Origin of the sequence: Balneatrix alpica DSM 16621, assembly GCF_000619885.1 — a bacterium.
GTDB classification, from domain to species: domain Bacteria; phylum Pseudomonadota; class Gammaproteobacteria; order Pseudomonadales; family Balneatricaceae; genus Balneatrix; species Balneatrix alpica.
The window spans coordinates 17,983-43,311 of sequence record NZ_JHUZ01000017.1 but is presented as its reverse complement, the minus strand read 5'-3'; the positions used below and the strand labels follow the sequence as shown (position 1 = coordinate 43,311).

General features: G+C 57.7%; 28 protein-coding genes and 1 pseudogene. 19 read left to right on the top strand and 10 right to left on the bottom strand.

Annotated features, from left to right (window positions below; all coding sequences use genetic code 11):
- The first annotated feature begins 19 nt into the window (after positions 1 to 19).
- The 8 genes from Q334_RS0109165 (at position 20) to Q334_RS0109130 (ending at position 7,565) form a co-directional block, all read left to right on the top strand.
- The gene (locus Q334_RS0109165; protein ID WP_035461249.1) at positions 20 to 1,096 is read left to right on the top strand and encodes a TRAP transporter substrate-binding protein; all 1,077 of its coding nucleotides are present in this window, start codon (positions 20 to 22) and stop codon (positions 1,094 to 1,096) included.
- A 68-nt stretch (positions 1,097 to 1,164) separates the two neighbouring features.
- Complete coding sequence (locus Q334_RS18580) at positions 1,165 to 1,707, top strand: TRAP transporter small permease subunit (RefSeq protein WP_051527668.1); 543 nt, start codon at positions 1,165 to 1,167, stop codon at positions 1,705 to 1,707.
- Complete coding sequence (locus tag Q334_RS0109155) at positions 1,704 to 2,996, top strand: TRAP transporter large permease (RefSeq protein WP_027312953.1); 1,293 nt, start codon at positions 1,704 to 1,706, stop codon at positions 2,994 to 2,996. The genes Q334_RS18580 and Q334_RS0109155 overlap by 4 nt, the downstream gene beginning before the upstream one ends.
- A gap of 108 nt (positions 2,997 to 3,104) precedes the next feature.
- Positions 3,105 to 4,475 (top strand): cache domain-containing protein, encoded by a 1,371-nt coding sequence (locus Q334_RS0109150; protein ID WP_027312952.1) that lies wholly within the window; start codon positions 3,105 to 3,107, stop codon positions 4,473 to 4,475.
- Positions 4,468 to 5,133 (top strand): response regulator transcription factor, encoded by a 666-nt coding sequence (locus Q334_RS0109145; protein ID WP_027312951.1) that lies wholly within the window; start codon positions 4,468 to 4,470, stop codon positions 5,131 to 5,133. Before Q334_RS0109150 ends, Q334_RS0109145 begins: the two co-directional genes overlap by 8 nt.
- Before the next feature lie 68 nt (positions 5,134 to 5,201).
- The gene (locus Q334_RS18575; protein ID WP_051527667.1) at positions 5,202 to 5,630 is read left to right on the top strand and encodes a hypothetical protein; all 429 of its coding nucleotides are present in this window, start codon (positions 5,202 to 5,204) and stop codon (positions 5,628 to 5,630) included.
- A gap of 11 nt (positions 5,631 to 5,641) precedes the next feature.
- Positions 5,642 to 6,262, top strand: coding sequence for a superoxide dismutase (locus Q334_RS0109135; RefSeq protein ID WP_027312950.1), 621 nt, complete (start codon positions 5,642 to 5,644; stop codon positions 6,260 to 6,262).
- Between the two features lie 130 nt (positions 6,263 to 6,392).
- Positions 6,393 to 7,565, top strand: coding sequence for a gamma-butyrobetaine dioxygenase (locus Q334_RS0109130; protein WP_245593675.1), 1,173 nt, complete (start codon positions 6,393 to 6,395; stop codon positions 7,563 to 7,565).
- Positions 7,566 to 7,587: 22 nt separating this feature from the next.
- Here Q334_RS0109130 and Q334_RS20545 read toward each other — a convergent pair.
- From Q334_RS20545 to Q334_RS0109105, 5 genes and pseudogenes are all read right to left on the bottom strand, one after another.
- Positions 7,588 to 7,845 (bottom strand): annotated as a pseudogene (locus Q334_RS20545) (helix-turn-helix domain-containing protein); the annotation flags it as partial.
- A 758-nt stretch (positions 7,846 to 8,603) separates the two neighbouring features.
- On the bottom strand, positions 8,604 to 10,265 hold the full coding sequence (locus Q334_RS0109120; RefSeq protein WP_027312947.1) for a BCCT family transporter: 1,662 nt from the start codon (positions 10,263 to 10,265) through the stop codon (positions 8,604 to 8,606).
- A 347-nt stretch (positions 10,266 to 10,612) separates the two neighbouring features.
- Complete coding sequence (locus Q334_RS0109115; RefSeq protein WP_027312946.1) at positions 10,613 to 11,581, bottom strand: 3-hydroxyacyl-CoA dehydrogenase NAD-binding domain-containing protein; 969 nt, start codon at positions 11,579 to 11,581, stop codon at positions 10,613 to 10,615.
- A gap of 12 nt (positions 11,582 to 11,593) precedes the next feature.
- Entirely contained in the window at positions 11,594 to 12,484 is an 891-nt protein-coding gene (locus tag Q334_RS0109110; RefSeq protein ID WP_027312945.1) for a BKACE family enzyme, read from the bottom strand.
- A 197-nt stretch (positions 12,485 to 12,681) separates the two neighbouring features.
- Positions 12,682 to 13,638, bottom strand: coding sequence for a GlxA family transcriptional regulator (locus Q334_RS0109105; RefSeq protein ID WP_027312944.1), 957 nt, complete (start codon positions 13,636 to 13,638; stop codon positions 12,682 to 12,684).
- Between the two features lie 119 nt (positions 13,639 to 13,757).
- On the opposite strand from Q334_RS0109105, the gene Q334_RS0109100 reads away from it, so the two are divergent.
- Positions 13,758 to 14,240, top strand: coding sequence for a thioesterase family protein (locus Q334_RS0109100; protein WP_035461248.1), 483 nt, complete (start codon positions 13,758 to 13,760; stop codon positions 14,238 to 14,240).
- Here Q334_RS0109100 and Q334_RS18570 read toward each other — a convergent pair.
- Positions 14,237 to 14,701, bottom strand: a complete 465-nt coding sequence (locus tag Q334_RS18570; RefSeq protein WP_035461247.1) for a GNAT family N-acetyltransferase — start codon at positions 14,699 to 14,701, stop codon at positions 14,237 to 14,239. The genes Q334_RS0109100 and Q334_RS18570 overlap by 4 nt on opposite strands.
- A 145-nt stretch (positions 14,702 to 14,846) precedes the next feature.
- On the opposite strand from Q334_RS18570, the gene Q334_RS0109090 reads away from it, so the two are divergent.
- The 4 genes from Q334_RS0109090 to mutM all read left to right on the top strand — a co-directional run bounded on the left by Q334_RS0109090 (position 14,847) and on the right by mutM (position 17,574).
- Positions 14,847 to 15,119 (top strand): type B 50S ribosomal protein L31, encoded by a 273-nt coding sequence (locus Q334_RS0109090; RefSeq protein WP_027312942.1) that lies wholly within the window; start codon positions 14,847 to 14,849, stop codon positions 15,117 to 15,119.
- Between the two features lies 1 nt (position 15,120).
- Positions 15,121 to 15,264, top strand: a complete 144-nt coding sequence (gene ykgO / locus Q334_RS0109085) for a type B 50S ribosomal protein L36 (protein ID WP_027312941.1) — start codon at positions 15,121 to 15,123, stop codon at positions 15,262 to 15,264.
- 104 nt (positions 15,265 to 15,368) lie between these two features.
- On the top strand, positions 15,369 to 16,775 hold the full coding sequence (gene argH, locus Q334_RS0109080) for an argininosuccinate lyase (protein WP_027312940.1): 1,407 nt from the start codon (positions 15,369 to 15,371) through the stop codon (positions 16,773 to 16,775).
- Positions 16,759 to 17,574 carry a bifunctional DNA-formamidopyrimidine glycosylase/DNA-(apurinic or apyrimidinic site) lyase gene (gene mutM, locus Q334_RS0109075; protein ID WP_027312939.1) on the top strand — a complete coding sequence of 272 codons (816 nt, stop codon included), beginning with the start codon at positions 16,759 to 16,761 and terminating at the stop codon, positions 17,572 to 17,574. Before argH ends, mutM begins: the two co-directional genes overlap by 17 nt.
- 29 nt (positions 17,575 to 17,603) lie before the next feature.
- Here the strand turns inward: mutM and cyaY are convergent, their stop codons facing one another.
- On the bottom strand, positions 17,604 to 17,921 hold the full coding sequence (gene cyaY / locus Q334_RS0109070) for an iron donor protein CyaY (RefSeq protein ID WP_027312938.1): 318 nt from the start codon (positions 17,919 to 17,921) through the stop codon (positions 17,604 to 17,606).
- Between the two features lie 101 nt (positions 17,922 to 18,022).
- Between cyaY and lptM the strand changes: the two genes are divergently transcribed.
- Genes lptM through Q334_RS0109040 form a run of 6 tightly spaced genes read left to right on the top strand, consistent with a single transcriptional unit; the run spans position 18,023 to position 22,534 of the window.
- Positions 18,023 to 18,139, top strand: coding sequence for an LPS translocon maturation chaperone LptM (gene lptM / locus Q334_RS20285; protein ID WP_081414406.1), 117 nt, complete (start codon positions 18,023 to 18,025; stop codon positions 18,137 to 18,139).
- Between the two features lie 24 nt (positions 18,140 to 18,163).
- The gene (gene lysA / locus Q334_RS0109060; protein ID WP_027312937.1) at positions 18,164 to 19,420 is read left to right on the top strand and encodes a diaminopimelate decarboxylase; all 1,257 of its coding nucleotides are present in this window, start codon (positions 18,164 to 18,166) and stop codon (positions 19,418 to 19,420) included.
- Positions 19,414 to 20,244 carry a diaminopimelate epimerase gene (gene dapF, locus Q334_RS0109055; protein ID WP_027312936.1) on the top strand — a complete coding sequence of 277 codons (831 nt, stop codon included), beginning with the start codon at positions 19,414 to 19,416 and terminating at the stop codon, positions 20,242 to 20,244. The genes lysA and dapF overlap by 7 nt, the downstream gene beginning before the upstream one ends.
- Positions 20,241 to 20,966: a DUF484 family protein gene (locus Q334_RS0109050; protein ID WP_027312935.1), complete on the top strand. Its 726-nt coding sequence runs from the start codon at positions 20,241 to 20,243 to the stop codon at positions 20,964 to 20,966. Before dapF ends, Q334_RS0109050 begins: the two co-directional genes overlap by 4 nt.
- Positions 20,941 to 21,849, top strand: a complete 909-nt coding sequence (gene xerC / locus Q334_RS0109045) for a tyrosine recombinase XerC (RefSeq protein WP_027312934.1) — start codon at positions 20,941 to 20,943, stop codon at positions 21,847 to 21,849. The genes Q334_RS0109050 and xerC overlap by 26 nt, the downstream gene beginning before the upstream one ends.
- Positions 21,806 to 22,534 (top strand): HAD family hydrolase, encoded by a 729-nt coding sequence (locus Q334_RS0109040; RefSeq protein ID WP_027312933.1) that lies wholly within the window; start codon positions 21,806 to 21,808, stop codon positions 22,532 to 22,534. Before xerC ends, Q334_RS0109040 begins: the two co-directional genes overlap by 44 nt.
- Here Q334_RS0109040 and Q334_RS0109035 read toward each other — a convergent pair.
- From Q334_RS0109035 to Q334_RS0109025, 3 genes are all read right to left on the bottom strand, one after another.
- Positions 22,524 to 23,489 carry a helix-turn-helix transcriptional regulator gene (locus Q334_RS0109035; protein ID WP_027312932.1) on the bottom strand — a complete coding sequence of 322 codons (966 nt, stop codon included), beginning with the start codon at positions 23,487 to 23,489 and terminating at the stop codon, positions 22,524 to 22,526. The genes Q334_RS0109040 and Q334_RS0109035 overlap by 11 nt on opposite strands.
- A gap of 150 nt (positions 23,490 to 23,639) precedes the next feature.
- Entirely contained in the window at positions 23,640 to 23,888 is a 249-nt protein-coding gene (locus Q334_RS0109030) for a hypothetical protein (RefSeq protein WP_027312931.1), read from the bottom strand.
- Positions 23,889 to 24,044: 156 nt separating this feature from the next.
- Complete coding sequence (locus Q334_RS0109025; RefSeq protein ID WP_342667458.1) at positions 24,045 to 25,328, bottom strand: dihydroorotase; 1,284 nt, start codon at positions 25,326 to 25,328, stop codon at positions 24,045 to 24,047.
- Between the last annotated feature and the right edge of the window lies 1 nt (position 25,329).

The following is a 25,329-nucleotide window of genomic DNA, read 5'->3' as shown; positions in this document are numbered from 1 at the left end:
AACAAACGAGGTGATCTGAATGATGAAGCTGTCTTTCCTCAAGACTGCTCTGGCGACGCTGGGTTGCGCGGCGCTGTTGTCTGGCCCGGCGCAGGCGGCGGAGAAAGTATACCGCTTGACCATGGCCGAGAGCTGGCAGTCTAACTTCCCGATTTTTGGCGATGCCCCGCGTAATATGGCGCAAATGGCGGAGACCATGTCCAATGGCCGTCTGAAAATCACCATTGATTCCGCCAACAAGCACAAAGCGCCTTTCGGCGTATTTGATATGGTGCGTGCCGGCCAGTATGACCTGGGTCACTCCGCGTCCTATTACTGGAAAGGCAAGGTGCCCAATACGCTGTACTTCACCACCATGCCGTTCGGTATGCTGGCGCAGGAGCAGTATGGTTGGTTTTACCACGGCGGTGGCATGGAGTTGATGCAAAAGGTGTATGAGCCTTTTGGTCTGCTGTCTTTCCCTGGTGGTAATACCGGTAACCAGATGGGTGGCTGGTTCCAGAAGGAAATTAACTCCGTTGCTGACTTGCAGGGCCTGAAAATGCGTATCCCAGGCTTTGCGGGTGAGGTGCTGGCTAAACTAGGCGCTAACCCGGTCAATATTCCTGCCGGTGAGCTCTATACCTCACTCGAGCGTCGCACCATTGATGCGCTGGAGTGGGTCGGGCCGTCACTGGATCTGCGTATGGGCTTCCACAAGATCGCCCCCTACTACTACACCGGTTGGCATGAGCCAGCCACTGAGCTGCAGTTCCTGGTGAACAAGCGCAGCCTGGAGAAGCTGCCTGCTGACCTGCAGGAGATCCTCAAAGTGGCCATGCGCACCGCGGCCTATGACATGTACGTACAGTCTACCCATGCCAGTGGGGAAAACTGGGTGAAGATGAAGCAGGAGTTCCCTGATGTGCAGGTGAAGACCTTCCCGGCGGAGGTGATGAGTGCTATGCGTCAGGCGAATGATGAACTGCTGGCGGAGCATGCTGCCGCCGATCCCCTGGCGAAAGAGATCATCGACTCCCAGTCGGCCTACCTGCAACAGGTACGTCAGTGGACCGATATCTCTGATCGTGCCTATCTGAACAGTCAGCAAAACTGATTGCCTGCCGCCCCTGGTTGATGTTCGCGATGGCCGGGGGCGGCCCCTTCCGTTAGAGGTATTTCCCCATGCATCCCCTGTTGCGCCTGGAGCAGGGCGTCAACGGCTTGGTCAAATGGCTGGGTTGGTTGTCTGCGCTGCTGTTTCTGCTGATGTTGCTGAATGTCTTTTACGACGTCATTACCCGCTACCTGTTCAATAACGTCTCCATCGCCCTGCAGGAGCTGGAGTGGCACCTGCATGCCACGGTGTTTTTGCTGGGTGTACCCTATGCCCTGCAGGCCGGTGGCCATGTGCGGGTGGATCTGATTTATGAGCGCTTGAGCGATAAGGCTCAGGCTTGGATTGATATTGCCGGCACCCTGGTGCTGTTGTTGCCTTTCTGCCTGTTGGTGGCCTGGTACGGGGTGGACTTTGCCAAAGAGGCCTATGCCCTGGGTGAAACCAGCGGTGATCCCGGTGGTTTGCCGGCCCGTTGGGTGATCAAGGCCACCATTCCCCTGTCTTTTACCCTGATGGCGGTGGCGGGTGTGGGGCTGATTCTTAGCTCCCTCAATGTGATTCTGGGGCTGCGGCCGAAGCAGAAGCAGGCGAAGGAGTCACTGTCATGATCGGCATTATTATGTTTGTGGTGGCATTGCTGATGCTGCTCTTGGGCTTCCCGGTGGCCTTTACCTTCGGCGGGGTGGCCTTACTGTTTGGGCTCTGGGCAGAAGGCCCGGAAATGTTTGCTTTTATGCCCTTCCGTATTCAGAGCATCATGGAAAATACCGTGATGATGGCGGTGCCGCTGTTTATCTTCATGGGCATCGTGCTGCAAAAAACCCGCTTGGCGGAGCAGCTGCTGGAGTCGATGGGTAAGCTGTTTGGTGGCGTGCGGGGTGGACTGGCGATTTCCACCATCCTGGTGGGAGCGCTGCTGGCGGCCTCGACCGGAGTGGTCGGCGCCAGTGTGGTGGCAATGGGTTTGATTTCCCTGCCGGTGATGCTGAAGTACCGCTATGACAAGCGTTTGGCCTGCGGCACCATCTGCGCGTCCGGCACCCTGGGGCAGATTATTCCGCCCTCGATCATCCTGATTATCCTGGGGGATGTGATGGGGATTCCGGTGGGGGACCTGTTCCACGCCGCCCTGGGTCCGGGTTTGATGTTGATTGCTGCCTATATCGCCTATGTGCTGGTGCTGGCCTGGTGGAAGCCTGAGGCGGCCCCGGCGATGCCAGTGGAAGAGGATGAAGGCACCCGCCGGGAGCAGATTATGACGGCCCTGAAGGCGATTATTCCGCCGCTGGTGCTGATTCTGGTGGTGTTGGGTTCCATCTTTGCCGGAGTCGCGACGCCGACGGAGTCCTCGGCCTTGGGCGGCATAGGCGCGGTGGTGCTGGCGCTGATCTATCGTCAGTTCTCCTGGAAGATGCTGTTTCAGAGCGCGCAGGAAACCGTCAAGGTGACGGCGATGGTCTTTGCCATTTTGCTGGGGGCGACCGCCTTCTCGATGGCGTTCAGCTACACCGGTGGTGAGCATCTGGTGGAAGAGTGGCTACTGAGCCTGCCCGGTGAGAAGTGGGGCTTCCTGATCATGACCATGGTGGTGATCCTGGTGCTGGGCTTCTTTATCGACTTTGTCGAGATCTCCTTCATCATCGTGCCGATTCTGGCGCCGGTGGCGGAGGCTCTGGGGATTCCGATGGTCTGGTTCGCCATTCTGATTGCGATGAACCTGCAGGCATCCTTCCTCACCCCGCCCTTTGGTTTCAGTCTCTTTTACCTGAAAGGGGTGGCGCCCAGTCAGGTCAGCACTATGGATATCTATCGTGGAGTGGTGCCCTTCATCCTGCTGCAGTTACTGGTGCTGATCAGCATTATGCTGTGGCCGGAGTTTTATGGCTTAACGGATTAGCAGAGCTAGCCTCTCCGTAATACTACCTAGTTAGTGATTTAGGGCTGGACAAGGGCGCAGGGGTTGTGCAAAAACTGCACAATTGACTCTGTCCAGCCTGTTTTAATCATGTCACTGAAAGCCAAAATCCTGTTGTTAGCGCTGTTGCCGCTATTGGTGTTAACGGCCAGTGTCACCCTGATTGCCGTCAATCAGGTGCACTCCCTGAGCGAATTGGAAATTCGCACCTTCGAAGACACCCTGCTAGAAAGCAAAAAAACCGAGCTACGCCACTACGTCAGCCTGGCCTTGACCTCGATCGAGCACCTCTATCAACAGAGCGAGCTGTCTGAGGCGCAGGCGCAGGAGCGGGTCAAGCAGATTCTGCATCATCTGACCTATGGCGAAGACGGCTACTTCTTCGTCTATGACCGCGATGGAACCAACCTGGTGCACCCCATTATTCCGGAGTTGGTGGGGCGTAATCTGCTGGATCTGCAGGATGCCAATGGCGACTTCATCATCCGTAATCTGTGGGCCGAGGCGCGTCAGGGCGGTGGCTTCCACCGCTATCTGTGGAAAAAACCGTCCCGGGGAGAGCAGGTGGATAAGCTCAGTTACGTGATAGAGCTGCCCCGTTGGGGCTGGATGCTGGGAACCGGTCTCTATATCGATGATATTGCCGAAGAGGTGGCGCATATTCGCAAGCAGGTGCAGCTGAATATCCGCAACACCTTCTTCACCGTGCTGGTGATTACTGCCCTGACTGTGATTGTGGTGATCCTGATGGGGGTGGCCTTTAATGTGCACGAGCTACGCCTGGCGGATGAACGCCTACGGCGTTTGGCGCAGCAGTCGGTGCAGTTTCATGTGGCGGAGCGGCGGCGTTTTTCCCGCGAACTGCACGATGGTATTAATCAGTTGCTGGTGGCGGTCAAGTTCCGTCTGGAGCTGGTGCAGCGGGGTCTGGGTCCAGTGCCCTTGCAGGAAGAGCTTAACCGTGGCCAGCAAGGTTTGGAGCAAGCGATTACTGAAGTCCGGCGTATTTCCCATGATCTGCGTCCGACGGTGTTGGATGATCTGGGCTTGCACCAGGCGCTGCAAAGTCTGCTGGCCGAGTTTAGTGAGCGCACGGATATCCAGGTGGAGCACCATAGCCCCCTGGCGGCACAACAGTTACCGGAGGAGATTGAGATCACCCTCTACCGCTTGATTCAGGAAGCCCTGACCAATATCGAGAAACACGCGGATGCCAGCCGCGTGTGGATTCAAATGTACTGGCGCGGTGACAGCTTCTGGCTGGAGATTCACGACAACGGTAATGGCTTTGACCCGGCCGATCGTCGTAATCAGCAGGGCATCGGCCTGACCAATATGCGCGAGCGGGTGGAACTGCTCAGTGGCGAGTTCCGCTTGGAGGCCGAGCCAGGCAATGGCACCCATGTACAGGCGCGCTTTCCGATGAGTTTGTACCGCAAAGGAGTGGGCGAAGATGGCTGAGCCAATCAAAGTGTTGCTAGTAGATGACCACCCCTTGGTGCTGGATGGTATCCGTGCCCGCCTGGCGGCAGCCGCCGGGATAGAGGTAGTAGGGCAGGCGGGTAATGGCCAGGAGGCGCTGGAGCAGGCCGCTCTGCAGCAGCCCCAGGTGATTCTGATGGATGTCAGCATGCCGGTGATGAATGGCCTGGAGGCGACGCGGGAATTCCAGCGTCGTTTCCCGGCGATGCGGATTCTGATTCTCAGCATGCATGATAACCGTGAGTATATTCTGCAGCTGATGCAGGATGGCGCCAGTGGCTACATCCTCAAGGATGTGTCAGCGGAGGAGATGATCAAAGCGATCGAAACCGTCTATCAGGGCAACGCCTATTTCAGCCAGAGTGCCTCCCACTCGTTGTTCAGTAAACCCCTGGCGCCAGGTGGGGCGGATGTCTCTCCCAGTGTGCTGACACCCAGGGAGGAAACTGTGCTCTGCCTGTTGGCCGAGGGACGCAACAATAAGGAAATCGCCCGTCAGCTCAGTATCAGCGTGCGCACCGTGGAGACGCACCGGCAAAACATCAAACAGAAACTCGGCATCCAAACCGCCGCCGGTTTGGCTCGTTACGCGCTGGAGCACAAGCTGGTGGGGGAAGGCGCCGGCAGCACTGTGTAAAGTTGCTATACAAATGAGAGTTATTTGCGTTTATATGGCTCGGCGATGCAAATCGAGGAGTCAGCAGCATGCAGGATTGGCGTAAAGCGATCGATCAGGGCAATCAACACTACCTTAACCGCCAGTGGCAGGCAGCGGAACGCTACTACCGCCAGGCACTCGACTACGCTGATCAGCGCCTTGCCCAGTGGCCGGACGCCGATGAGGCGGTGGCGGCCCTGGTGGTCAGCCACCACAATCTGGCGGATCTCTATCTTGCCACCGCGGCCAGCGAACAGGCGGCCCGCTGCCTGTGTCGGATTCACTGGCAATTGCTACACACTTGTCAGTGCCGGGATTACTCCTCGTCTTTGCGTCAGGCTGCCTGGCGTCACAGTCGCCACACTTATACCGAGTTGGTGCACTTTCTTAGTCTGCAGGGTTCCCATCCCCAAGTGGAAGCCTGTTTGCAGCAGACCCATCCAGGCAGGTTCTTGGCCACTACCGAGCTGCATTAAACGAGGAGCCTATGACTCACACCCTTCCTGCTTTGCCCTATGCCTACACCGCACTGGAACCGCATATCGATGCCCAAACCATGGAGATTCACCATAGCCGTCATCACCAGACTTACGTCAATGGCCTGAATGCGGCCCTGGAGCAGGCACCGGCATTGGCGGAGCTGCCTGTGGAAAAACTCCTGCGGATGATCAACCAACTACCGGACAGCATCCAGGCGGCGGTACGTAATCACGGTGGGGGGCATGCCAACCACTCGCTGTTCTGGCAGGTGATGAGCCCTCAAGGGGGTGGTCAGCCCCAGGGTGGCTTGGCGGAGGCGATCGAACAACAGTTGGGCGGCTTTGCCGCCTTCCAACAGGCCTTTACCCAGGCGGCGCTGACGCGCTTTGGCAGTGGCTGGGCCTGGCTGTGCGTGGATCGCACCGGCAAGCTGGTGGTGGAAAGCAGTGCTAATCAGGATAGCCCCTTGATGGATGGCCATACCCCCATCCTTGGCCTGGATGTGTGGGAGCACGCTTACTACCTCAAGTATCAGAACAAGCGCCCGGACTATATCGCTGCTTTCTATCAGGTGGTGAACTGGGGTGAGGTCGAACGCCGTTACCAGGCGGCGCTGCAAGCGGCTTAACGGCTGCGGATACCCCGGGCGACCGAGTTGTCGTCCGGGTTCAATAAGGTGTCGATTCCTTATCACTCTTCTCTGGGGGCAGCATTCTAAGCTGTGTCGAACAGCTGGCATGACGTCAGCGGAGGGAGAGATGATGCAGCCAACCACCTTTGAGATTGCCAGTTATGCCCAGTACCCCAGCCACCATCAGGCGCAGTCACTCAGCCTGGCGCAGCAGTCATTGCAGCTTGCGTGGAGTGATGGTCACCAGAGCGAGTTTCACTATCTGTGGCTACGGGATAACTGCCCCTGTAGCGAGTGCGTTTCTACGCTGACCCGCGAGCAGCTATTTGAAATCTGTGATGTTCCCCTGGATTTGCAGCCCCAGCAGGCACAGCTGCAGGACGGCTATTTGACCATTTTGTGGGAGGATGGCCACCGTAGTCGCTACCATCCAGGCTGGCTGCGGGCGCACTGTTATGCCGAGGCGATGCGGGCAACCCGACAGTGGCAGGCGCAAAGCTGGGACAGGGACAGTATCCGTGAGGCGCTGCCGGAGTTTGACTATGCCGAGGTGATGGAGGATGACCGCGCCTTGCTGGATTGGTTACGTCTGCTGCGTGACTGGGGTATCTCGCTGCTGCGGCAGGTGGATACCACCCCGGGGACGCTGCTGAAGGTGGCCAACCGCATCTCTTTTATCCGTGAAACCAACTTCGGCACGGTGTTTGATGTGCAGGCCAAGCCCGATGCCAATACCGCCGCCTACACTAATCTGCGTTTACCCCTGCATACCGACCTCCCCACCCGGGAGCTGCAACCGGGCCTGCAGTTTCTCCATTGCCTGGCTAATGATGCAGAGGGAGGGGAGTCGATCCTGGTGGATGGCTTCAGGATTGCTGAGCACATGCGCGAGCATTATCCCGATGAGTTCGCCGCCCTGAGCAGTCTGCCGATGGAGTTTCATAACAAGGATCGTCACTCCGATTACCGCTTCAGCGCACCGGCATTGCAGCTCAACCGAGCCGGTCAGGTGGTGGAGGTGCGCCTGGCGAACTTTTTGCGGGGCCCGCTGGACTTACCCGCCGACCAGGTCCTGCGCCACTACCGCGCCTATCGCACCTTTATTGCGCTGACCCGTGAGCCTGTTTTTCAGTTTTTCTATCGCCTCAGCCCAGGGGATCTGCTGGTATTTGATAATCGCCGGGTGTTACATGCCCGTCGTGCCTTTGACCTGCGCCAGGGGCGTCGTCATTTGCAGGGCTGTTATGTCGACCGGGATGAGCTGCTCTCGCGGATTCGGGTGCTGGAGCGCCAGGGTTAAGCCGGACACGGCTGCTGCCCGGTGATTGGCCAAAGTGGCGGCGATAACTGCGACAGAAGTGGGAGGCGCTGGTAAAACCAGCCGCCGTCGCGATGGCCGCCACCGGCAGCGCACTTTGCTGTAGCAGTTGCTGCGCCCGCTGCAGGCGCAGTCCCAGGTAATACTGGGAGGGTGAAGACTGCAAAAAGCGCTGACACAGGCGCTCCAACTGACGTAGCGACAGGTGGGCCCGCTGCGCCAGGATCTCGGGGGAGAGTGGGTGTTGCAGATGGAGTTCCATCAGCTCCAGGGCGCGAATCAGGCGGGGATGCTGGATAAACAGCTGGCGTGGCAGGTTAGCCCGTTGCCGTTCGCTGGGCAGGCGCATGCCGCTCCGAATCTGCTGATCGCAAATCTGGGCGCACAGACTGCTGCCGTAATCCTGTTCGATTAGCTGCAGCATCAAATCCGTTGCCGCCGTACCGCCAGCGCAGCTGATCAGGTTGCGCTCAATCTCATACAGCTCCGAGGTGACCTGCACCTGTGGAAACAGTGCCTGAAAGATGGGGGCGGCCTCCCAGTGCAGGGTGACCCGCCGTCCGTGCAAGAGCCCTGCCTTGGCGAGCAGATAACAGCCGGTGTCCAGTGCCCCGAGCAGACTATGCTGCTGACGCAGCTGGCGTAGCCAGCGCAGGGTGTCGGCCTGGCCATGGCGTTCGGGGTAAAAGCTGGCATTGACGAACAGGTTACGGGGCGTGGCGACCTGGCGGTAATCCAGATGCTGTTGCAGCGCCATTCCATTGCTGGCGAGGATGCTCTGCCCGCCTTCACTCAGACATTGCCAACGGTAGAGCGTGCGGCCACTGAGGCGGTTGGCGATGCGTAAGGGCTCAATCGCCGACAGTAGCGAGACCATGGCGTAGTCAGGTAGCAGTAAGAAGGAGAGGGTGATGACGCCATCCTCATCCGCCAGCAGCGGGGAACGACCGCTTGCGCGCATAGAGTCACCTGTTTGAGCCGGAGTCTGAGCGAGGCCGTGGCCCCGCTCAGCCATCAGGGCTATTCCGGTTGTAGGGCAGTTTTAGTGGACTGAGGCAGGCGCGCCTCCGTCCAGAGGGATTTCAACACCGCACAGGTCATCGCCAGAATCACCAGACTCAGTGGCAGGGCGGCGGCCATCAGCGCGGTTTGCAAGGCCCCTAAGCCGCCCGCCAGCAGTAAGGCGGCAGCCACCAGGCCGATAACGACGCCCCAGAACACCCGGAACAGCTGCGGAGGTTCATCGTTACCCAGGGAGAGGATGGTGGTCAGCACCAGGGTGCTGGAGTCGGAAGAGGTGACAAACCAGCTCATCAGCAAGAACACCATCAGCGCCGACAAAATCCAGCCGAGGCTGCCGGTACCGGCGATGCCATCGGAGCTGGCAAAGAGCGCCGCGGGCAGGTTCCAGGCGTTAACCAGTTCAATAATCCCGGCGCTGCCAGGGCCATTGACGGCATGCAGCTCCTGATACAGGGCAGTACCGCCGAAGATGCCCAGCCAAACGAAGATAACCAGAGTGGGCACCAGCAAGACACCGAGGACAAATTCACGCAGGGTGCGGCCCTGGGAGATGCGGGCAATAAAGAGGCCGACAAAGGGCGCCCAGGCTAACCACCAGCCCCAATAGAAGACGGTCCAGCCGTTTTGCCAGGCTGCCGCACCCTCCTCATCCGGGAACCACAGCCCCATCTGCACAAAGTTGACCAGGTAGTCACCCAGGGAGTCAGCAAAGATACCCAACAGCCAGGCGGTGGGGCCACCAAACAGGAAGTAGCCGATCACCAGGATGGAGATGATGATGTTCCACTCCGAGATGATCTTGATGCCGCGTTGTACGCCGGATACCGCCGATAAGATGGAAATGACGGTAATGATGCTGATCAGCACCAGCTGGGTATTCAGCCCTGGATCGATGCCTGCCAGGCGCTCCAGACCCACGGACATCTGACTGACCCCCAGCCCCAGGGAGGTGGCAATACCAAATACGCAGCCCACCACGCCAAGCAGGTCAACCACATGGCCGATGGGGCCATAGATGCGTTCACCAATAAAGGGATAGAGGGTGGAGCGCAGGGCCAACGGCAGTTTTTTACGATAAGCGAAGTAGGCCAGGGCCAGACCGACGATCACATAGGCGGCCCAGCCATGAAAGCCCCAGTGAAAAAAGGTGACCCTTAGGGCATCGACGGCGCGGTCATAACCAAGCGCCGTGGCCCCCGCCAAGTCGGCATAGGGATTGTTGGGGTAGCCAAAGGCTCCGCTGTTATCGAGGTAGAAGATAGGTTCGGCCACGCCGAAGAACAGAATGCCGATGCCAATACCGGCGGAGAACAGCATCGAGAACCAGGCAAAGTTGCTGAACTCTGGCTGGCTGTCATCGTCGCCGAGGCGAATGCTGCCATGGCGACTCAAGACCAGGTAGGAGCAGATCAGGATCAGAAACACCACGGTAATCATGTAGTACCAGCCGAAGGTGGATTCGATCCAGCTGCGGGCGGCACCAAAGAGACTGCCGGCAAGCGCAGGGTTGCTGCCGGTGAAGACGACAAAAGCCAGCACCAGCAGGGCAGCGGCTAAGGTCATGCCCTTGTGCATACCCTTAAACAGCCCGTGTTGGGTCAGGGTCTCCTGTTTGAAGAGGCGTTGCTCACTGGCGGAATGAGAGTGTCTTAATGACATAGCTGCAGTCTCCATGTGGCCCTGGCGTCGAGTCGGTTAGCACGGCGGCTGACACCCCTGTGGGGGTGAGCAGAACGGCATAACCGCTTGGTTGGGTGAGAATGGATCAACGTCATCGGTATCTACCTTTATCTTATTTTTATTGGGTGGGCGCTGGCGGGTGAAATCGTCACGGACGTATCTCTGCGCGCAGGGCCGTTGCGGGTACCAGGTTGTCACCTAGTGACCTGAGCATTGCCGTGGTAGGCATGCCTACCTGGCGGGCTAACCAACCTCCGCTTGGTCGAGCCTGATGGGGTGAGAGACAGGGCCAGCGTGCCAGGCGGAGGCACGCTGACTGGCGGCGTTTAGCGCTGGATGCCTTTCTCCTCACGGTATTCCTTGAGGGTTTGCATGATGCGGATCAGACAGTCATCGCGCTCGCGGATCAGGTCGTTAATCGACGCCCCCTGGGCCTGGTTGAGGCAGCCGTTGACCATCGCCTCTTTTAGCGCAGGGGTGAGGGCCGGCGCTTCCAGGCGGGTCCAGGGTTCTTTTAAGGATTCTTCAAAATGATCGAGCAGATGGGCCATGCCGCCCTGCCCGCCACCGAGGTGATAGGTCAGACAGTGGCCCATGATGGCCCAGCGTAAACCTGGGCCGTAGGCGATGGCTTTGTCGATGTCCTCCACCGAACATTCGTTATTGGCCACCATGTGCAGGGCCTCGCGCCAGAGTGCTTCCTGCAGACGATTACCGATAAAGCCGGGCAGCTCACGTTCCATCTTGGCCACCTTTTTCTCGATGGCTTCATAGAAGGCGGTGGTCCAGTCCACCACCTCCTGGCTGGTGCGCTGGCCACCACAGACTTCACAGAAGGGCACCAGGTAGGGCGGATTAAAGGGGTGACCCACCACAAAACGCTCGGGGTGCTGTTGCAGCTGAGCGGCCATGGTGGTCATGGCAAAGCCGGAGGTGCTGGAGATAATCACCACCTGGGGCGGGGCCAGCCGGTCCAGTTCGGCAAAGAGGGCCTGCTTGGCACTGAGGTTCTCCGGCGTGCTTTCCTGGATCACTTCCACACTGTTGGCCAGTTGGGCAAGGCTGCTGGCAAAGCGCAGCCGTTCAGGGCTGGCGCCTTCACGCAGGCCCAGTTGCACCATGGTGGGCCAGATATGGTCGACCATCGCCAGTAGTTTTTCTTCTGCCTGGGGACCGGGGTCATAGGCAACGACATCCATGCCCATACGTAAGAAGTGCAGTGCCCAGGCGCCACCGATGACGCCGGTACCGAGCACCCCAACGGTTTTTACTGCGCTAGGAAGGGGACGTAACATGGATAAGCTCCTTTATTGGCTGCCGCGCAGGCGTAGTTTTTGGCGGGCTTCGCTCGGGCTAAGTACCCGGCCACCGAGGTTTTCGACGATATTGACGGCACGCTCGACCAATTGGCCATTGGTGGCAAAGACGCCTTTATCCAGGTAGAGGTTATCCTCCAGGCCAACCCGCACATGGCCGCCGAGCAGTACGGATTGTGCGGCCCAGGGTAGCTGGTGTCGGCCCAGGGCAAAGGAGGTCCACTGGCTGTCGGCGGGGAGCATATCGACCATCGCCTTGAGCAGGCTCAGTTCGGGGGGCGCTCCCCAGGGAATGCCGTGACACAGCTGGAACAGGGCATTGTCATTAATCAGCCCCTCTTTGCGCATTTGCAGGGCAAACCAGAGGTTGCCGGTGTCGAAGATCTCCAACTCAACGGTGACATCCAACTGCTGAATGCGGGCGGCGGCGCGGCGGAGCATGTCCGGGGTGGAGACATAGACCAGGTTGCTATCGCCGAAATTCAGGGAGCCGCAGTCGAGGGTGCAGATTTCCGGTTTGAGTTCCTCGATATGCAGCAGACGCTCCAGGCCGCCGACCAGGTCTGTTTCCGGACAGAAGGCGGTGGGGTTGTCTTCCGGGCCGATATAGAGATCGCCGCCCATGCCGGCGGTGAGGTTGATAATCACATCACACTGGGCCGCTCTTAAGCGCTCACAGACTTCGGCATAGAGGTCGAGGCGGCGGGAACACTGCTTGGTGGCCGGATCGCGGACATGAATATGGGCGATGGCGGCGCCGGCATTCCAGGCTTCGATCGCGGCATTGCTGATTTCTTCCGGGGTGACGGGCACGTGGGGGCTGCGGTGGGCTGTATCGGCCGCGCCGGTCACCGCACAGGTGATAATGACGTCCTGATTCATGCTAGTTACTCGCCTTGATTGCAGAATGGCACAGGGACTGGGTGTCTGGGACGATCACTCCGCCCTGGCCTTGAGCACTAAACTACCCCCCTGACACTTAAGCTTTTGCCTGTTGGCGATGGCTATTTGATTTTTTCCGAATACGAGCAGGCGAGTGTCGCAAATGGCTATGTCATCGCCATCTGCGTCATTTGGGGTTAGCGCTCCTGGCTGGGTTTGCGGCCAAAGCGCTGCTGGTAGCTGCGGCTGAAGTGGGAGAGGGAGGCAAAGCCACAGGCAACGGAGATGGCGGTGACGCTGTCGCTGGTTTGTTGCAGCATCCAGCGCGCCTGATCCAAGCGCAGTTGGCGGTAATAGGCATTGGGGGGCTGCTGCAGATAGTGTTGGAACAGGCGTTCCAGCTCGCGCTCAGAAATGCTCAGGGTGCTGGCTATCTCTGCAATCTTCAGGGGCTCTTCAATATTGAGCTCCATCAGTTTGACCGCTTCCAACAGGCGCGGATTGCGGCTATCCAGACGTTGTTGAATTGCGGTGCGTTGCGGGTCGCTGTGGCTGCGCTTGTGGGTGTAAATCAGCTCATCCGCGACGGTGGTGGCCAGACCATGACCGTGCTGGGTGCGGATCAGATGCAGCATCATATCCAGCCCAGACAGGGCGCCCGGGCAGGAGAAACGACCGCGATCCACCACCAGCAGCTCCTGCACAAAGTGCACATGGGGGAAGGCCTCGCGGGTGCTGTCGAGGTTTTCCCAGTGCAGGGTGGCGCGATAGCCATTCAACACCCCGGCTGCGGCGGCCAGATAGGCCGCGGTATCCTGACAGCCAATGTCGGCGCCATGGCTGGCCTGCTGGCGAATAAAACCGAGTAAGCCGGGGGTGATGGCGGCCTGTGGATCGGCACCCGCGCAGATAATCAGGGTTTCGCACAGGGGCAGGCCGCGAATGCTGTGACTGGTATGGATTTCCAGCTCGTCGCTACTGAGGACGCTACCTCCCTGTTCGGAAATCAGTTGCCAGCGATAAAGCTCACGATTGCTGCTGCGATTGGCATGGCGCAGGGGGTCCAGCATGGAAGTCAGGCCAAACAGGGAAAAACCTGGCACCAGCAGAAAACTGATCAGCTGGGGGGACTGTGCGGGACGATCGCCAAACATGGCAGGCTCCGAAAGCGAGGGGTATTGGTCGGAAATTAACACCTAAGCAGCGGGTACAGTCAAATGTCTGGGCCGCGACCCCTTAGCATGAAGGCATTCGCTTCCATCGGGGGACTATGATGAATCCGCTGTTACCTATCGTCTTTGCTGGCCCCGTTCAGCCGGACTGGATTGACTACAACGGCCATATGAATGATGCCTGCTATGTCCTGGTGTTTAGTCGGGCGATTGATCAATTGATGCGGGAGCTGGGTCTGGATGAGGATTTTCGCGCCCAACACCAGGTATCCCTCTATACCCTGCAAAGTATGGTGCATTACCTGCATGAGGTGGCACAGGGAGAACCCTTGCAAGTAGGGGTGCAATTACTTGAGTGGGACCGGAAAAAGCTGCGGCTGTATTTCACCATGGAGCACGGTTTAAGTGGGGTGGAGTTGGCGGCGATGGAAACCCTGTTACTGCACATGGATATGGCCAGTCAGCGGCCTGCCCCTTGGTTAGCCGCTACCGAGGCATGTATCCAGGCCCTGCAGCAGCGTCAACAAACACTGAGCTGGCCGAGCCTGGCCGGTCGGAGTATTGCCCTGGTGCGCCCCCGTTAGTCCTGTTGATGGCGGGCATGGTCCGGGGCAGCGGGGCTGCTCCAATTTAACCAGTACTCATGCTCATCTTCGCCATAGCCTTGCCAGCCCAGGCGCTCATAAAGATGGCGGGCAGGGTTCTTTTTCAACACGCTTAAGCGAATAGGCAGGCCAGCCAGTTGGGCCTGCTGTTGTAGTTGCTGCAGGATTTGCCGGCCGATGCCCTGACCTTGGCACAGGGGGGCGAGTTGCAGTTGCAGCAGCTCCCAATGATCGGGATGTTGTACCAGCTTCAGTAAGCCGGCGGGCTGGCCTTGATACTCGATGACTTGTGCACAGTCATAGCGATAATCGACCCTTCTTTGTTGCTCCTCTTGGCTCAGGTATAAGCCACTGGCTTCACAGTGGGGAACCATGACGGTTAAACGCAGCTGTAACAGGAAAGGGCGATCGGTTGGGGTGGCGGGGCGAAGGGTCCACATGGGGCGATCCTGGGTAAGAGGGCTGGCAAGGTCAGCACAGGCTGCCATAGACAGGGGCAAGTGTAAATTTGCTTGGGAATGAGAATGTTACTCAATAACATTTGTTATGAAGTAACGTTAATGGCTGCACTCAAGGAGAGCTAGCATGCGCCCTGGCATTCATCCCCAGTATGATTTTGTTGTGTTTTACGATAGTCACGCGGATCGCTATTTCCGCATCCGCTCCACCCTCGCCCACAGTAAAGAGATTAAAGAGCATATCGATTGGCAGGATGGCCAGCGTTACCCCTTGGTGCGTATTGATGTGTCCTCTGCCTCCCATCCGGTTTATACCGGTGAGCAGCGCCGTGCCCTGAATGATGAAGGTCGCAGTGCGCGTTTTGCCCGCCGCTATGGCAAGCGTTTGGCGGGAGAATAAGATGCAGGTATTGAACTCATTGCGGACGGCCAAAACCCGCCATCCCGACTGTCAGGTGGTCAAACGTCGTGGTCGTATCTTTGTGATCTGCAAAAGTAATCCGCGTTTTAAAGCAGTGCAGGGGCGCGGAGGCAAAAAGCGCTAGGCTAAAAGGGTTGGACGGGTTTTGAGCTTTGCCCCTGCCAGCCCTTATAATGCCGCCATCCCCGGGTGAACCCCGGCACCCTCTGCCAATCCTGTGAGAAGCTCATGACCGATAAGACCAATCAGCAATGGGGTGGCCGTTTCAGCGAGCCAACCGATGCCTTCGTGGCCCGTTTTACTGCCTCCGTCGATTTTGACAAGCGCCTGTATCGCCACGATATCCAGGGTTCCATCGCCCATGCCAAGATGCTGACCAAGGTCGGAGTGCTGAGTGAGCAGGAGCGTGACGATATCATCCGTGGCCTGGAAGAAATCCGCATTGAGATTGAGCGGGGGCAGTTCGAGTGGTCTGTTGCGCTGGAAGATGTGCATATGAACATCGAGGCGGCGCTGACCAAGAAGATCGGTATCGCCGGTAAGAAGCTGCACACCGGTCGTTCCCGTAATGATCAGGTGGCAACCGATGTGCGTCTGTATCTGCGGGATGAGGTGGACGCCATTCTGGATGAGCTGAGTCGTCTGCAACAGGGGCTGGTGGAGCTGGCTGAGCGTGAAGCCGACACCATCATGCCGGGCTTTACCCATCTGCAAACGGCGCAGCCAGTTACTTTTGGCCATCATCTGTTGGCCTGGTACGAAATGATCCAGCGTGACTACGAGCGTCTGCAGGATTGTCGCAAGCGTATCAATATTCTGCCATTAGGTGCGGCGGCCCTGGCCGGCACGACCTATCCGATTGATCGCAACTACACCGCCGAACTGCTGGGCTTTGAACGTCCTGCTTATAACTCGCTGGATGCGGTGTCTGATCGTGACTTTGCCATTGAGTTCTGTGCAGCCGCCAGCCTGCTGCTGACGCACCTGTCCCGTGCCTCGGAAGAGCTGGTGCTCTGGACTTCAGCCCAGTTTAACTTCGTTAACCTGCCGGATCGTTTCTGCACCGGCTCCTCCATCATGCCGCAGAAGAAAAACCCGGATGTCCCTGAACTGGTACGGGGGAAGACCGGTCGGGTGAATGGCAATTTGATTGCCTTGTTGACCCTGATGAAGTCACAGCCGTTGGCCTACAACAAGGACAACCAGGAAGATAAAGAACCGCTGTTTGACAGCATCGACACGGTGAAAGGCTGTGTGCGTGCCTTTGCCGATATGGTGCCGGCGATTGAACCCAAACGTGAAGTGATGCGTGAAGCTGCGCTGCGTGGCTTTGCCACGGCCACGGATCTGGCGGATTACCTGGTGCGCAAAGGGATGCCCTTCCGTGATGCCCATGAGGTGGTAGGTAAGTCTGTTGCCTATGGGGTGCAGACGGGGAAAGACCTGTCACAGATGACGCTGGCTGAACTGCAGCAATTTTCAGACACCATCGAGCAGGATGTGTTTGCGGTATTGACCCTGGAAGGGTCTGTGGCAGCCCGTGATCATTTGGGTGGCACGGCGCCTGCCCAGGTACGGGCGGCAGCGGCACGGGCCAAGGCGGAGTTGGCTGAGCGTCATGCCAGAACTGCCTGAGGTTGAAACCACCCGCCGTGGGGTGAGCCCACACTTGGTGGGGCAGCGCATCCAGGCAGTACGGGTACACCATCAGCAATTGCGTTGGCCAGTGCCGGGTGACTTGAGCGAACGCTTGCCAGGGGCGCAGGTGTTGGGGGTGGAGCGGCGGGCTAAATACCTGCTGCTTGGTACCAGCGCTGGCACTCTGCTGGTACACCTGGGTATGTCCGGCAGCCTGCGCTTAGCTGAGGCGGATAGTCCTCGTTTGAAGCACGATCATATCGAGTTGGAGTTGGGCTCAGGACAGGTGCTGCGCTATTGCGATCCACGCCGTTTTGGCGCCTGGCTGTGGGCAGGGGAGGATCCACTGGCCCATCCGCTGCTGGCCAAGTTGGGGCCAGAGCCGCTATCGGCGGACTTTGATGCGGACTATCTGTATCAGTGTGCCAAGGGCAAAAGTCAGGCGGTGAAAACCTTCATCATGGATAACCATGTGGTGGTAGGGGTAGGCAATATTTACGCCAGCGAATCCTTGTTTATGGCGGGGATTTTACCTGACCGCGCAGCGGGCTCGATCAGTAAGGCCCGCTATGCCAAGTTGGTGGAGGCGATCAAGTTTGTGCTGGACCGCTCCATCACCCAAGGCGGCACTACCCTACGCGACTTTGTTGGCGGCGATGGTAAACCGGGCTATTTCCAACAGCAGTTGCAGGTGTATGGCCGCAGTGGCGAACCCTGCCGCCACTGTGCCACACCGATTAAGAAGCTAGTGCTGGGGCAGCGGGCCAGCTTTTACTGTAGCCACTGCCAGTCTTGACTGACGCGCGGCTTCGCTAAGTGGCTGAATTAGCAGTGGGAAAAGTCCAGGCTTTCCCCTGCTTGTTCGGTAAATGCCTGGCTGAACACCTGTTGTAGGGTTCGGCCTTGGCCATCCCGCCACTGCTCCCCATCCCAATCGAAGTGAATACCGTCTGCCTTGGTGGCTAGCCAGAGCTGCTTGACCGGAGTCTGGCGGGTCAGAATCAAACGACTGCCATTCTCACAGATAATCGTCAGCACGCCGCCATTGAGGGAAACATCCAGATCGGTGCTGGCATCATCCAGTACGGCTTCGATGGCTTCCAGAGTGGCATCTACCTGATCATGGAACTCGGATTCGGTCATGGGGACTCCTTGGTTATCAATCTTCCGCGCCGAGAGCGTTGGGTCTGGGCGGGGGCTCCGCTATAATCGCCGAAATTCGTTTACGACAAAAGGAGCGGGGCATGCGCAAGCTGGCCACCCTGGTATTGCTGAGTTTGACCCTGCTGGCAGGATGCGGCAATAAGGGCCCGTTGTATTTGCCTGACAGCAGTGCGTCGAGTGCGACCACTACCCAGTAAAAAAATCATAACCTGAGAGACAGCATGAACTTTTTCCCTTTCCAGGATGGCCAGCTCCATGTTGAGCAGCTGCCCCTGAGTGCAATTGCCGAGCGTTTTGGTACTCCTTGCTATGTTTACTCCCAGGGAGCGATTCGTCAGGCCTTTGCTGACTATCAACAGGCATTGGGCAGTTACCCCGGCTTGATCTGTTATGCGGTCAAGGCCAATTCCAACCTGGGAGTATTGAATCTTTTGGCGCGTCTTGGCGCGGGGTTCGATATCGTCTCCATGGGGGAGCTGGAACGTGTGCTGGCCGCCGGTGGTACCGCGAGCAAGGTGGTGTTTTCCGGGGTGGGTAAAACCGCCGAAGAGATGCGCCGTGCGCTGGAAGTGGGAGTGAAGTGCTTTAATGTTGAGTCGATTGCGGAACTGCATCGTCTCAATCAGGTGGCGGGTGAGATGGGGGTGCAGGCGCCGATCTCCCTGCGGGTTAATCCGGATGTGGATGCCAAAACCCATCCCTATATCTCCACCGGTTTGAAAGAGAACAAGTTCGGCATCGATATTGCCCTGGCACCGGAGGTGTACCAGCAGGCGGCGCAGCTGCCGCATCTGCGTATCGAAGGGGTGGATTGCCATATCGGTTCCCAATTAACCGAGCAGCAGCCTTTTCTGGACGCGCTGGAGCGTCTGCTGATGCTGGTGGATACTCTGGCTGAGCAGGGGATTGCGCTTAAGCATATCGATATTGGTGGTGGTCTGGGGGTGCGTTACCGTGATGAGCAGCCGCCCAAGCCACAGGATTACCTGGGTAAGGTGATCGAGCGCATTCGTCCCTACGGACTGGAACTGATGATGGAGCCAGGCCGCTCAATTGTTGCTAATGCCGGGGTACTGCTGACCCGGGTTAACTATCTCAAGCCGACTGAGCATAAAGACTTTGCTGTGGTGGATGCGGCCATGAATGACCTGATTCGCCCCTCGCTGTATTCGGCCTGGCAGGCGATTGAGGCGGTGCAGCCGCGCAGTGGCGAAGCCCGCTGCTGGGATATTGTCGGCCCCATCTGTGAAACCGGTGACTTCCTCGGTAAAGAGCGTGAGCTGGTGCTGGAAGAAGGCGACCTGTTGGCCATTCGTTCCGCCGGGGCCTATGGTTTTGTGATGGCGTCCAACTACAACACCCGTCCCCGTGCGGCGGAGGTGATGGTGGCCGCCGATCAGGCCCATCTGGTACGGGCGCGGGAAACCCTGGCCCAACTCTGGGCGGGTGAGAGCTGTCTGCCGGAGGATGCATGTTGATCCGTTTTAATAAAATGCATGGTCTGGGCAATGACTTTATGGTGCTGGACTTAGTCACCCAGCGCTTGAAGTTGACCCCCGAGCTGGTACAGCAATTAGGTGATCGTCATTTTGGCGTGGGCTTTGACCAGTTGCTGGTGGTGGAGCCGCCTACTGATCCCGCGATGGATTTTCGCTATCGTATCTTTAATGCCGATGGTTCAGAGGTGGAGCAGTGTGGCAATGGTGCCCGTTGCTTTGCCCGTTTCGTGCGGGAAAAACGTTTAACCGGTAAGCGTGAAATCGCAGTGGAGACCGCCAAGGGGCCGATTTACCTCTACATTACCGAGGATAATCAGGTGCGGGTGGATATGGGGGCACCTCGGTTGGTGCCAGCCCAGGTGCCCTTTAAGGCGGATATTCAGGCGCCGACTTACAGCATTGCAGTGGGCACGGAGTTTTATGAAATCTCCGCTGTGTCGATGGGTAATCCCCATGGAGTGCTGGTGGTGAAGGATGTGGAGCAGGCCCCTGTACATACCCTCGGGCCTTTGCTGGAAAAGCACGAACGCTTCCCGGCTAAAGCCAATATCGGCTTTATGCAGGTGATCTCGCGTCGGGAGATTCGTTTGCGGGTGTTTGAACGTGGTGTCGGTGAGACCCTGGCCTGTGGTACCGGCGCCTGTGCGGCGGTGGTGGCAGGGCAACTACGTGGCTTGCTGGATTCTCAGGTGACAGTTCACCTCCCAGGGGGTACTCTGAGCATTCAATGGACAGGGCCGGGTAATCCGGTGTGGATGACGGGTCCAGCCACCACGGTGTACGAGGGGCAAATGCACATATGAGTAGAAAGGCACAGCCGCTATCGGATGCAGACTTTCCCACTGCCGAGCAGGTAGTCGCTTACCTGCGTCAGCATCAGGAATTTTTCCGTGAGCATCCGGATCTGCTGGAGTCTTTACGCCTGCCCCATGATTGTGGCCCGGCGGTGTCGTTGGTGGAGCGTCAGCTGAAACTACTGCGTGAGCGCAATGCTATCCTCCATAGTCGTTTGGAGGAAATGATCGACACCGCACGGGAAAATGACCTGATCTTCGAGAAAACCCGCAAGCTGGTATTAGGTATTCTGCGTGCCAATAAGTTGGCTGAGTTAGCCAAGGTGTTGGAGCGTAATCTCTGCTTTGAACTCCGTGCCGACCGTTGTCAGTTACTGTTATTGGACGATGCTTCCAGTTGGGTGGCCCAGGGCGTGAGCTTTGTCGAACGGGAAGAGGCAATGACCATTATTGGCAGCCTGATCGACTCCCGCTGGGCGGTCTGTGGCGAACTGTCCGATGAAGAAAAAAGCTATCTGTTTTTGCAGCACGCCAGTGAGATCGGCTCCGTTGCCCTGGTGCCTTTGATTGATGAGCAGGGTGTGACCCTGGGGGTGCTGTCGATGGGTAGTCATGATCGTCAATTATTTCATTCCAGTCTGGGCACGCTGTTCCTCGACTATGTTGGGGAGGTGTTATCCCTGACCGTACCCCGCTTGATTTTCCATGAGCGCCTGCAACTCGACACCTGAACACTGGCTGTCAGCCTATCTGCAATGGCTACAGTTTGAGCGTGGCTATGCCGCCCATACTCGAACGGCTTACCAGCGTGACTTGCAGCATTTGGTTAACTGGTGCAATGAAAAAGAGCTGAGCTGGGATCAACTGAAAGCGGCCGACATTCGTGCTTGTCTGCGCCAATTTAAGGATCTTAACCCCCGTAGCCAAAGACGTTATCTGGCCAGCTGGCGTGGTTTTTTTCGCTTTCTACAGCAGCAGGGCTGGCTCAGTCATAACCCCGCACAGGGTATTCAGGGGCCTAAGCTGGATCAGCCTTTGCCGAAGGTGTGGGGAGTGGATCAGCTTCAGCAACTGTTGGATAGCCCGGCACAAGAGCCAGTGCAAATACGTGATAAGGCCATGCTGGAGCTGTTGTATTCCAGTGGGTTGCGGGTCAATGAGCTGGCGCAGCTGGATGTCAGTGATCTGGACCTGAGCCAGGGGATGGTCTTGGTGCGTCAGGGTAAGCGGGATAAGCAGCGACTGGTGCCGGTTGGCAGTAAAGCCAAAGTTGCTCTGCAAGCCTGGTTGCAGCAGCGCTTAATGTGGCAGCCTGAACCCCAGGGGCCCTTGTTTATTAGCCAACAGGGACGTCGGTTACAGGTAAGAAGTATTCAGCAGCGGGTGGCACACTGGGCCAAGCGCGTCAGTGGTGAGCATCTGCACCCACACCAGTTGCGCCACTCATTTGCCAGCCATGTGCTGGAGTCCAGCGGTGATTTGCGCGGTGTCCAGGAATTACTCGGCCATGCCGATATCCGTACCACGCAAATTTACACTCATCTCGATTTTCAGCATTTAGCCCAGGTATATGACCAAGCCCATCCCCGCGCCCGTAAAAAATCCGAATCTTGATGTGGTCTGTTTTGACCTGGACGACACCCTCTGGGCGGTCGATCCAGTGATAGAGGCGGCTAATGCTGCGATGTTTGCGGAGCTGGGACGTCTGGTGCCTGGCTTTGCCAAACACTTTGACGCTGAGCAGTGGCCGGCCCTGCGGGCGGAGGTCTGTGCCCTGCATCCTACCCTGGTACATAGCGTGACGGCACTGCGGCGCCAAGTGATTAGCCTGATGCTGGAGCGTTTGGGGCATCAGGGGGAGCAAGCGCAGGCTTGGCTAGAGCAGGCTTTTGCCTGCTTCCGCCAGGCACGTAATCAGGTGACCCTGTTTGCAGATGCCGAGCCTATGTTGCAGTGCCTGCAAAAGCTGGGTTATTGCCTCGGGGTGTTTTCTAACGGCAATGCCAATCTCGAAGCCATCGGTATCGCCCATTATTTTGATTGGGTCCTCAGTGCCGATCAGGTTGGGGCGGCGAAACCCGATGCAGCAGCCTTTGCGGCGATTGAACAGGCGGCGGGCTGTGCAGCTGAGCGGATTCTCTACGTTGGTGATAGTTATCAACATGATGTGGTGGGTGCGGCGGCGGCGGGTATGCGCAGTTTTTGGTTGAATCCGCAGCAGCTTCCCTGCCCAGCACGTTGCCAACCGGACTATCAGAGTCAGGAGTTGGCGCAACTGCCAAGCTTGATTAGTTATTAGACTGGCTAAGCTGGGGAAACAGCCTGACCAGCTCGGCTTTGTGCTTAATCTGCAGTTTGGTATAGATGTGGTTGGCGTGCTTGCTGACAGTTGAGGGGGAAATTTGCAGCGTTTTGGCGACCTCCTTGTAACTGGCTCCCCGCGCCAGCTCAACCGCTACTTGGCGTTCGCCAGGGGTTAATGGCAATTCATCTAGCTGACATTCCACTAAATAGAGATCATCTCCGAGATCTTGAAAGCGACAATGCCAGGGAGCTAGGCGCCAGTTCTTCAGGTGCAGGCGTTGTTGCAGCTGTGGGTGAAGCTGGCTCTCATCTTCCTTGTTGAGTAAGGCGGTGGTCTGGCGGAAGGCGTCTGACATCTGATGGATGCAGCCTTGGCTATCTACCAATGCTACCCGTTTATCCATGCGCTGCAGTTGTCCGAGACGCAGTAAACTCATCAGCAGACAGGTTTGCAGGGCGCTGCAATAGTGATGACCGAGGAGTTGTAAACGCTCCGCATGTGCAGGGCCAAACTGTGCTTGGCTGGCATAGAGAATCAGCAAGGTGGTGAGAGGAGTTTCGCCGCTGGGCATGATCATCGCAACGGCGTCTTCAATACCGTGTTTGCGATAGAAACTGTGATAGATCGGACTTTGCCCCAGTTCCGCCAAGGGCATGATGGCATTGAGCTGGATACACTGGCCTGGATGGTTGAGTAGCCATTCGAGGTAAGGTGCCTGAATACGTTGGGCCAGGCTTAAGAGAAAGTCATCAGGATACTGCGGGCTGAGCTGGTACAGACTGGCGCAATGTACCCGAATGCCACTACGAGTATCGCCTTCAATCCAGGCGGCTTTATCGGCCTGCAATTGACCACAGGCATGTTGCAGTGCCCAGCGCTTAAACTCCGTCGGCGTCAGGTAACGGGCTTTTGCATGGATATGCAGAAGAGGGTCGTTGCGATGTGGCATGGTGGCGTCCTTGGCTGAGTGACTTCTGCTGCTCGTTGACGGATTAGGCTCGAAAGTACTTTGTGGGGAGAGGCCAGGACATTTGCAAGGGCGTGCAATCAGGGGCCAGTAACGCAGCCATCTGGCTGCGAGGCCCAGGTAAAATCAAGGTTAAGCGATCTTCAGGAAGGAGCGGCTGAGCTGCTTAACGTCCTTTTCCAATTGCTGTTTATCCCAGCTGGGGCAAGGAATATTCAGCAGTTGCAGGTTATCCAGCACCAGGAGATAAAAGTCCATCTCACTGACCTGCGGCATTTGCCGGTTGAAGTGTTGATAGAGTCCCTGCAGGTAGTGCACCTGGCCTGGCTGATGTTGATAAGAGCGGGTGCAACGAACCAGAACTTCAACGGGTGATGACATACAAACCTCCGAAATTACGTTGGGTCTGGAGTTATCTTAGGGAGGTAAGTGTGTAATCCGTATGGCAGTAATAGGCTATCGGTATTACAGCTAAGACGGTATTGGCAGGAGTGTCAGGAAAGTCAGGTAGCCCAGATGGGCTACCTGCAGCAGCGTTTAATGAGCCTGGTAGACCAGCTCACCATCCACCAGGGTATAGCGGACTTTACCGGTTTGAGTTTTCTTCAACAGTGGTGTGTTTTTACCCGTGGAGTGCATCTGGTTGGCGCTGAGTAGCCACTCTTGTTTCGGATCAAAGACGCAGATATCCGCCGCATCACCCAGGGCGAGGCGACCCGCTTGGATGCCGAGCACCTTAGCGGGGCCGCTGGCGAGTTTATCGATCATTTGCATCATATCCAGTACCCCCTGCTCCACCAGGGTTAGTGCCTGGGGTAGTAGTGTTTCCAGACTGCTGATGCCGGGTTCGGTGGCGCTTAGGGGCGCACGCTTGGCGGCTTCATCATGGGGTTGATGGTCAGAGCAGATGGCGCTCAGGGTGCCCCCTAGCAGAGCCTCACGCAGGCCGGCACGGTCAATTGAGGAACGTAACGGCGGGTTGATGTGGTAAAGACTGTCGAACCCCTTCAGTTTGGTGTCGGTATAGAGTAGGTGATGCACGGCAACGTCTGCGGTGACTCGCAGGCCTTTGGCGCGGGCATCCATAATCAGCTGCACGGCGCGGGCGGTGGAGAGTTGGCCAAAGTGGGCGCGTACGCCGGTCTGCTCGACCAGCAGCAGATCGCGGGCCACTGCGATGGTTTCTGCAGTTTCTGGAATGCCGGATAGGCCTAAGCGGGTGGCGGTGGCGCCATCGTGCATTACCCCGGCACTGGCCAGGTCGGCATCCTGAGATTGGAAAATCACCAGCAAGTCGAAGGTGGCAGCGTATTCCAGACAGCGCATCAGGGTCAGGCTGTTACGAATCGGCAGGCGGGTATTGGACAGGGCAATACAGCCAGCCTCAGCCAGCGCCTGCATATTGGCCAGTTGCTCCCCTTCCAGCCCTTTGGTGAGGGCGCCAATCGGCAGAATTTTGGCAAAGCCAGCCTGGCGGGCTTTGTCCATGATCAGTTTGGTGACGGCGGTGGAGTCATTGATCGGATTGGAGTCCGGCGGGACACAGAGGCTGGTGATGCCCCCGGCGGCAGCGGCCTGGGTTTCACTGCGAATGGTGCCCTTGGCACTGTTGCCAGGCTCACGTACCCGGGCACAGAGATCGACAAAGCCGGGGCTGACAATCAAGCCGCTGGCATCCAGGCTGAGTTCTTCGACAAAGCCAGCCGGAGCCTCGCCCAGCGCGGCAATTTTGCCGTCACTGATATAGAGATCGGTGACGCTGTCCAGCTGACTGGCAGGGTCCATTACCCGGCCACCACGAATAACGATGTTCATACTCATG

Bases quoted from the DNA above. Each gene is read 5' to 3' on its own strand.
- Q334_RS0109110 (WP_027312945.1), bottom strand. From the start codon at position 12,484: ATGAATCAGGACGTCATTATCACCTGTGCGGTGACCGGCGCGGCCGAT.
- Q334_RS0109035 (WP_027312932.1), bottom strand. From the start codon at position 23,489: ATGCCACATCGCAACGACCCTCTTCTGCATATCCATGCAAAAGCCCGT.
- dapF (WP_027312936.1), top strand. From the start codon at position 19,414: ATGTTGATCCGTTTTAATAAAATGCATGGTCTGGGCAATGACTTTATG.
- Q334_RS18570 (WP_035461247.1), bottom strand. From the start codon at position 14,701: ATGTGGACCCTTCGCCCCGCCACCCCAACCGATCGCCCTTTCCTGTTA.
- ykgO (WP_027312941.1), top strand. From the start codon at position 15,121: ATGCAGGTATTGAACTCATTGCGGACGGCCAAAACCCGCCATCCCGAC.
- Q334_RS0109145 (WP_027312951.1), top strand. From the start codon at position 4,468: ATGGCTGAGCCAATCAAAGTGTTGCTAGTAGATGACCACCCCTTGGTG.
- Q334_RS0109090 (WP_027312942.1), top strand. From the start codon at position 14,847: ATGCGCCCTGGCATTCATCCCCAGTATGATTTTGTTGTGTTTTACGAT.
- Q334_RS0109150 (WP_027312952.1), top strand. From the start codon at position 3,105: ATGTCACTGAAAGCCAAAATCCTGTTGTTAGCGCTGTTGCCGCTATTG.
- lysA (WP_027312937.1), top strand. From the start codon at position 18,164: ATGAACTTTTTCCCTTTCCAGGATGGCCAGCTCCATGTTGAGCAGCTG.
- Q334_RS0109115 (WP_027312946.1), bottom strand. From the start codon at position 11,581: ATGTTACGTCCCCTTCCTAGCGCAGTAAAAACCGTTGGGGTGCTCGGT.
- argH (WP_027312940.1), top strand. From the start codon at position 15,369: ATGACCGATAAGACCAATCAGCAATGGGGTGGCCGTTTCAGCGAGCCA.
- Q334_RS0109025 (WP_342667458.1), bottom strand. From the start codon at position 25,328: ATGAGTATGAACATCGTTATTCGTGGTGGCCGGGTAATGGACCCTGCC.
- Q334_RS0109135 (WP_027312950.1), top strand. From the start codon at position 5,642: ATGACTCACACCCTTCCTGCTTTGCCCTATGCCTACACCGCACTGGAA.
- Q334_RS0109105 (WP_027312944.1), bottom strand. From the start codon at position 13,638: ATGTTTGGCGATCGTCCCGCACAGTCCCCCCAGCTGATCAGTTTTCTG.
- xerC (WP_027312934.1), top strand. From the start codon at position 20,941: ATGAGCGCCTGCAACTCGACACCTGAACACTGGCTGTCAGCCTATCTG.
- Q334_RS0109050 (WP_027312935.1), top strand. From the start codon at position 20,241: ATGAGTAGAAAGGCACAGCCGCTATCGGATGCAGACTTTCCCACTGCC.
- Q334_RS0109165 (WP_035461249.1), top strand. From the start codon at position 20: ATGATGAAGCTGTCTTTCCTCAAGACTGCTCTGGCGACGCTGGGTTGC.
- mutM (WP_027312939.1), top strand. From the start codon at position 16,759: ATGCCAGAACTGCCTGAGGTTGAAACCACCCGCCGTGGGGTGAGCCCA.
- Q334_RS0109100 (WP_035461248.1), top strand. From the start codon at position 13,758: ATGAATCCGCTGTTACCTATCGTCTTTGCTGGCCCCGTTCAGCCGGAC.
- Q334_RS18580 (WP_051527668.1), top strand. From the start codon at position 1,165: ATGCATCCCCTGTTGCGCCTGGAGCAGGGCGTCAACGGCTTGGTCAAA.
- Q334_RS0109030 (WP_027312931.1), bottom strand. From the start codon at position 23,888: ATGTCATCACCCGTTGAAGTTCTGGTTCGTTGCACCCGCTCTTATCAA.
- Q334_RS0109040 (WP_027312933.1), top strand. From the start codon at position 21,806: ATGACCAAGCCCATCCCCGCGCCCGTAAAAAATCCGAATCTTGATGTG.
- Q334_RS0109155 (WP_027312953.1), top strand. From the start codon at position 1,704: ATGATCGGCATTATTATGTTTGTGGTGGCATTGCTGATGCTGCTCTTG.
- lptM (WP_081414406.1), top strand. From the start codon at position 18,023: ATGCGCAAGCTGGCCACCCTGGTATTGCTGAGTTTGACCCTGCTGGCA.
- Q334_RS0109120 (WP_027312947.1), bottom strand. From the start codon at position 10,265: ATGTCATTAAGACACTCTCATTCCGCCAGTGAGCAACGCCTCTTCAAA.
- Q334_RS18575 (WP_051527667.1), top strand. From the start codon at position 5,202: ATGCAGGATTGGCGTAAAGCGATCGATCAGGGCAATCAACACTACCTT.
- cyaY (WP_027312938.1), bottom strand. From the start codon at position 17,921: ATGACCGAATCCGAGTTCCATGATCAGGTAGATGCCACTCTGGAAGCC.
- Q334_RS0109130 (WP_245593675.1), top strand. From the start codon at position 6,393: ATGATGCAGCCAACCACCTTTGAGATTGCCAGTTATGCCCAGTACCCC.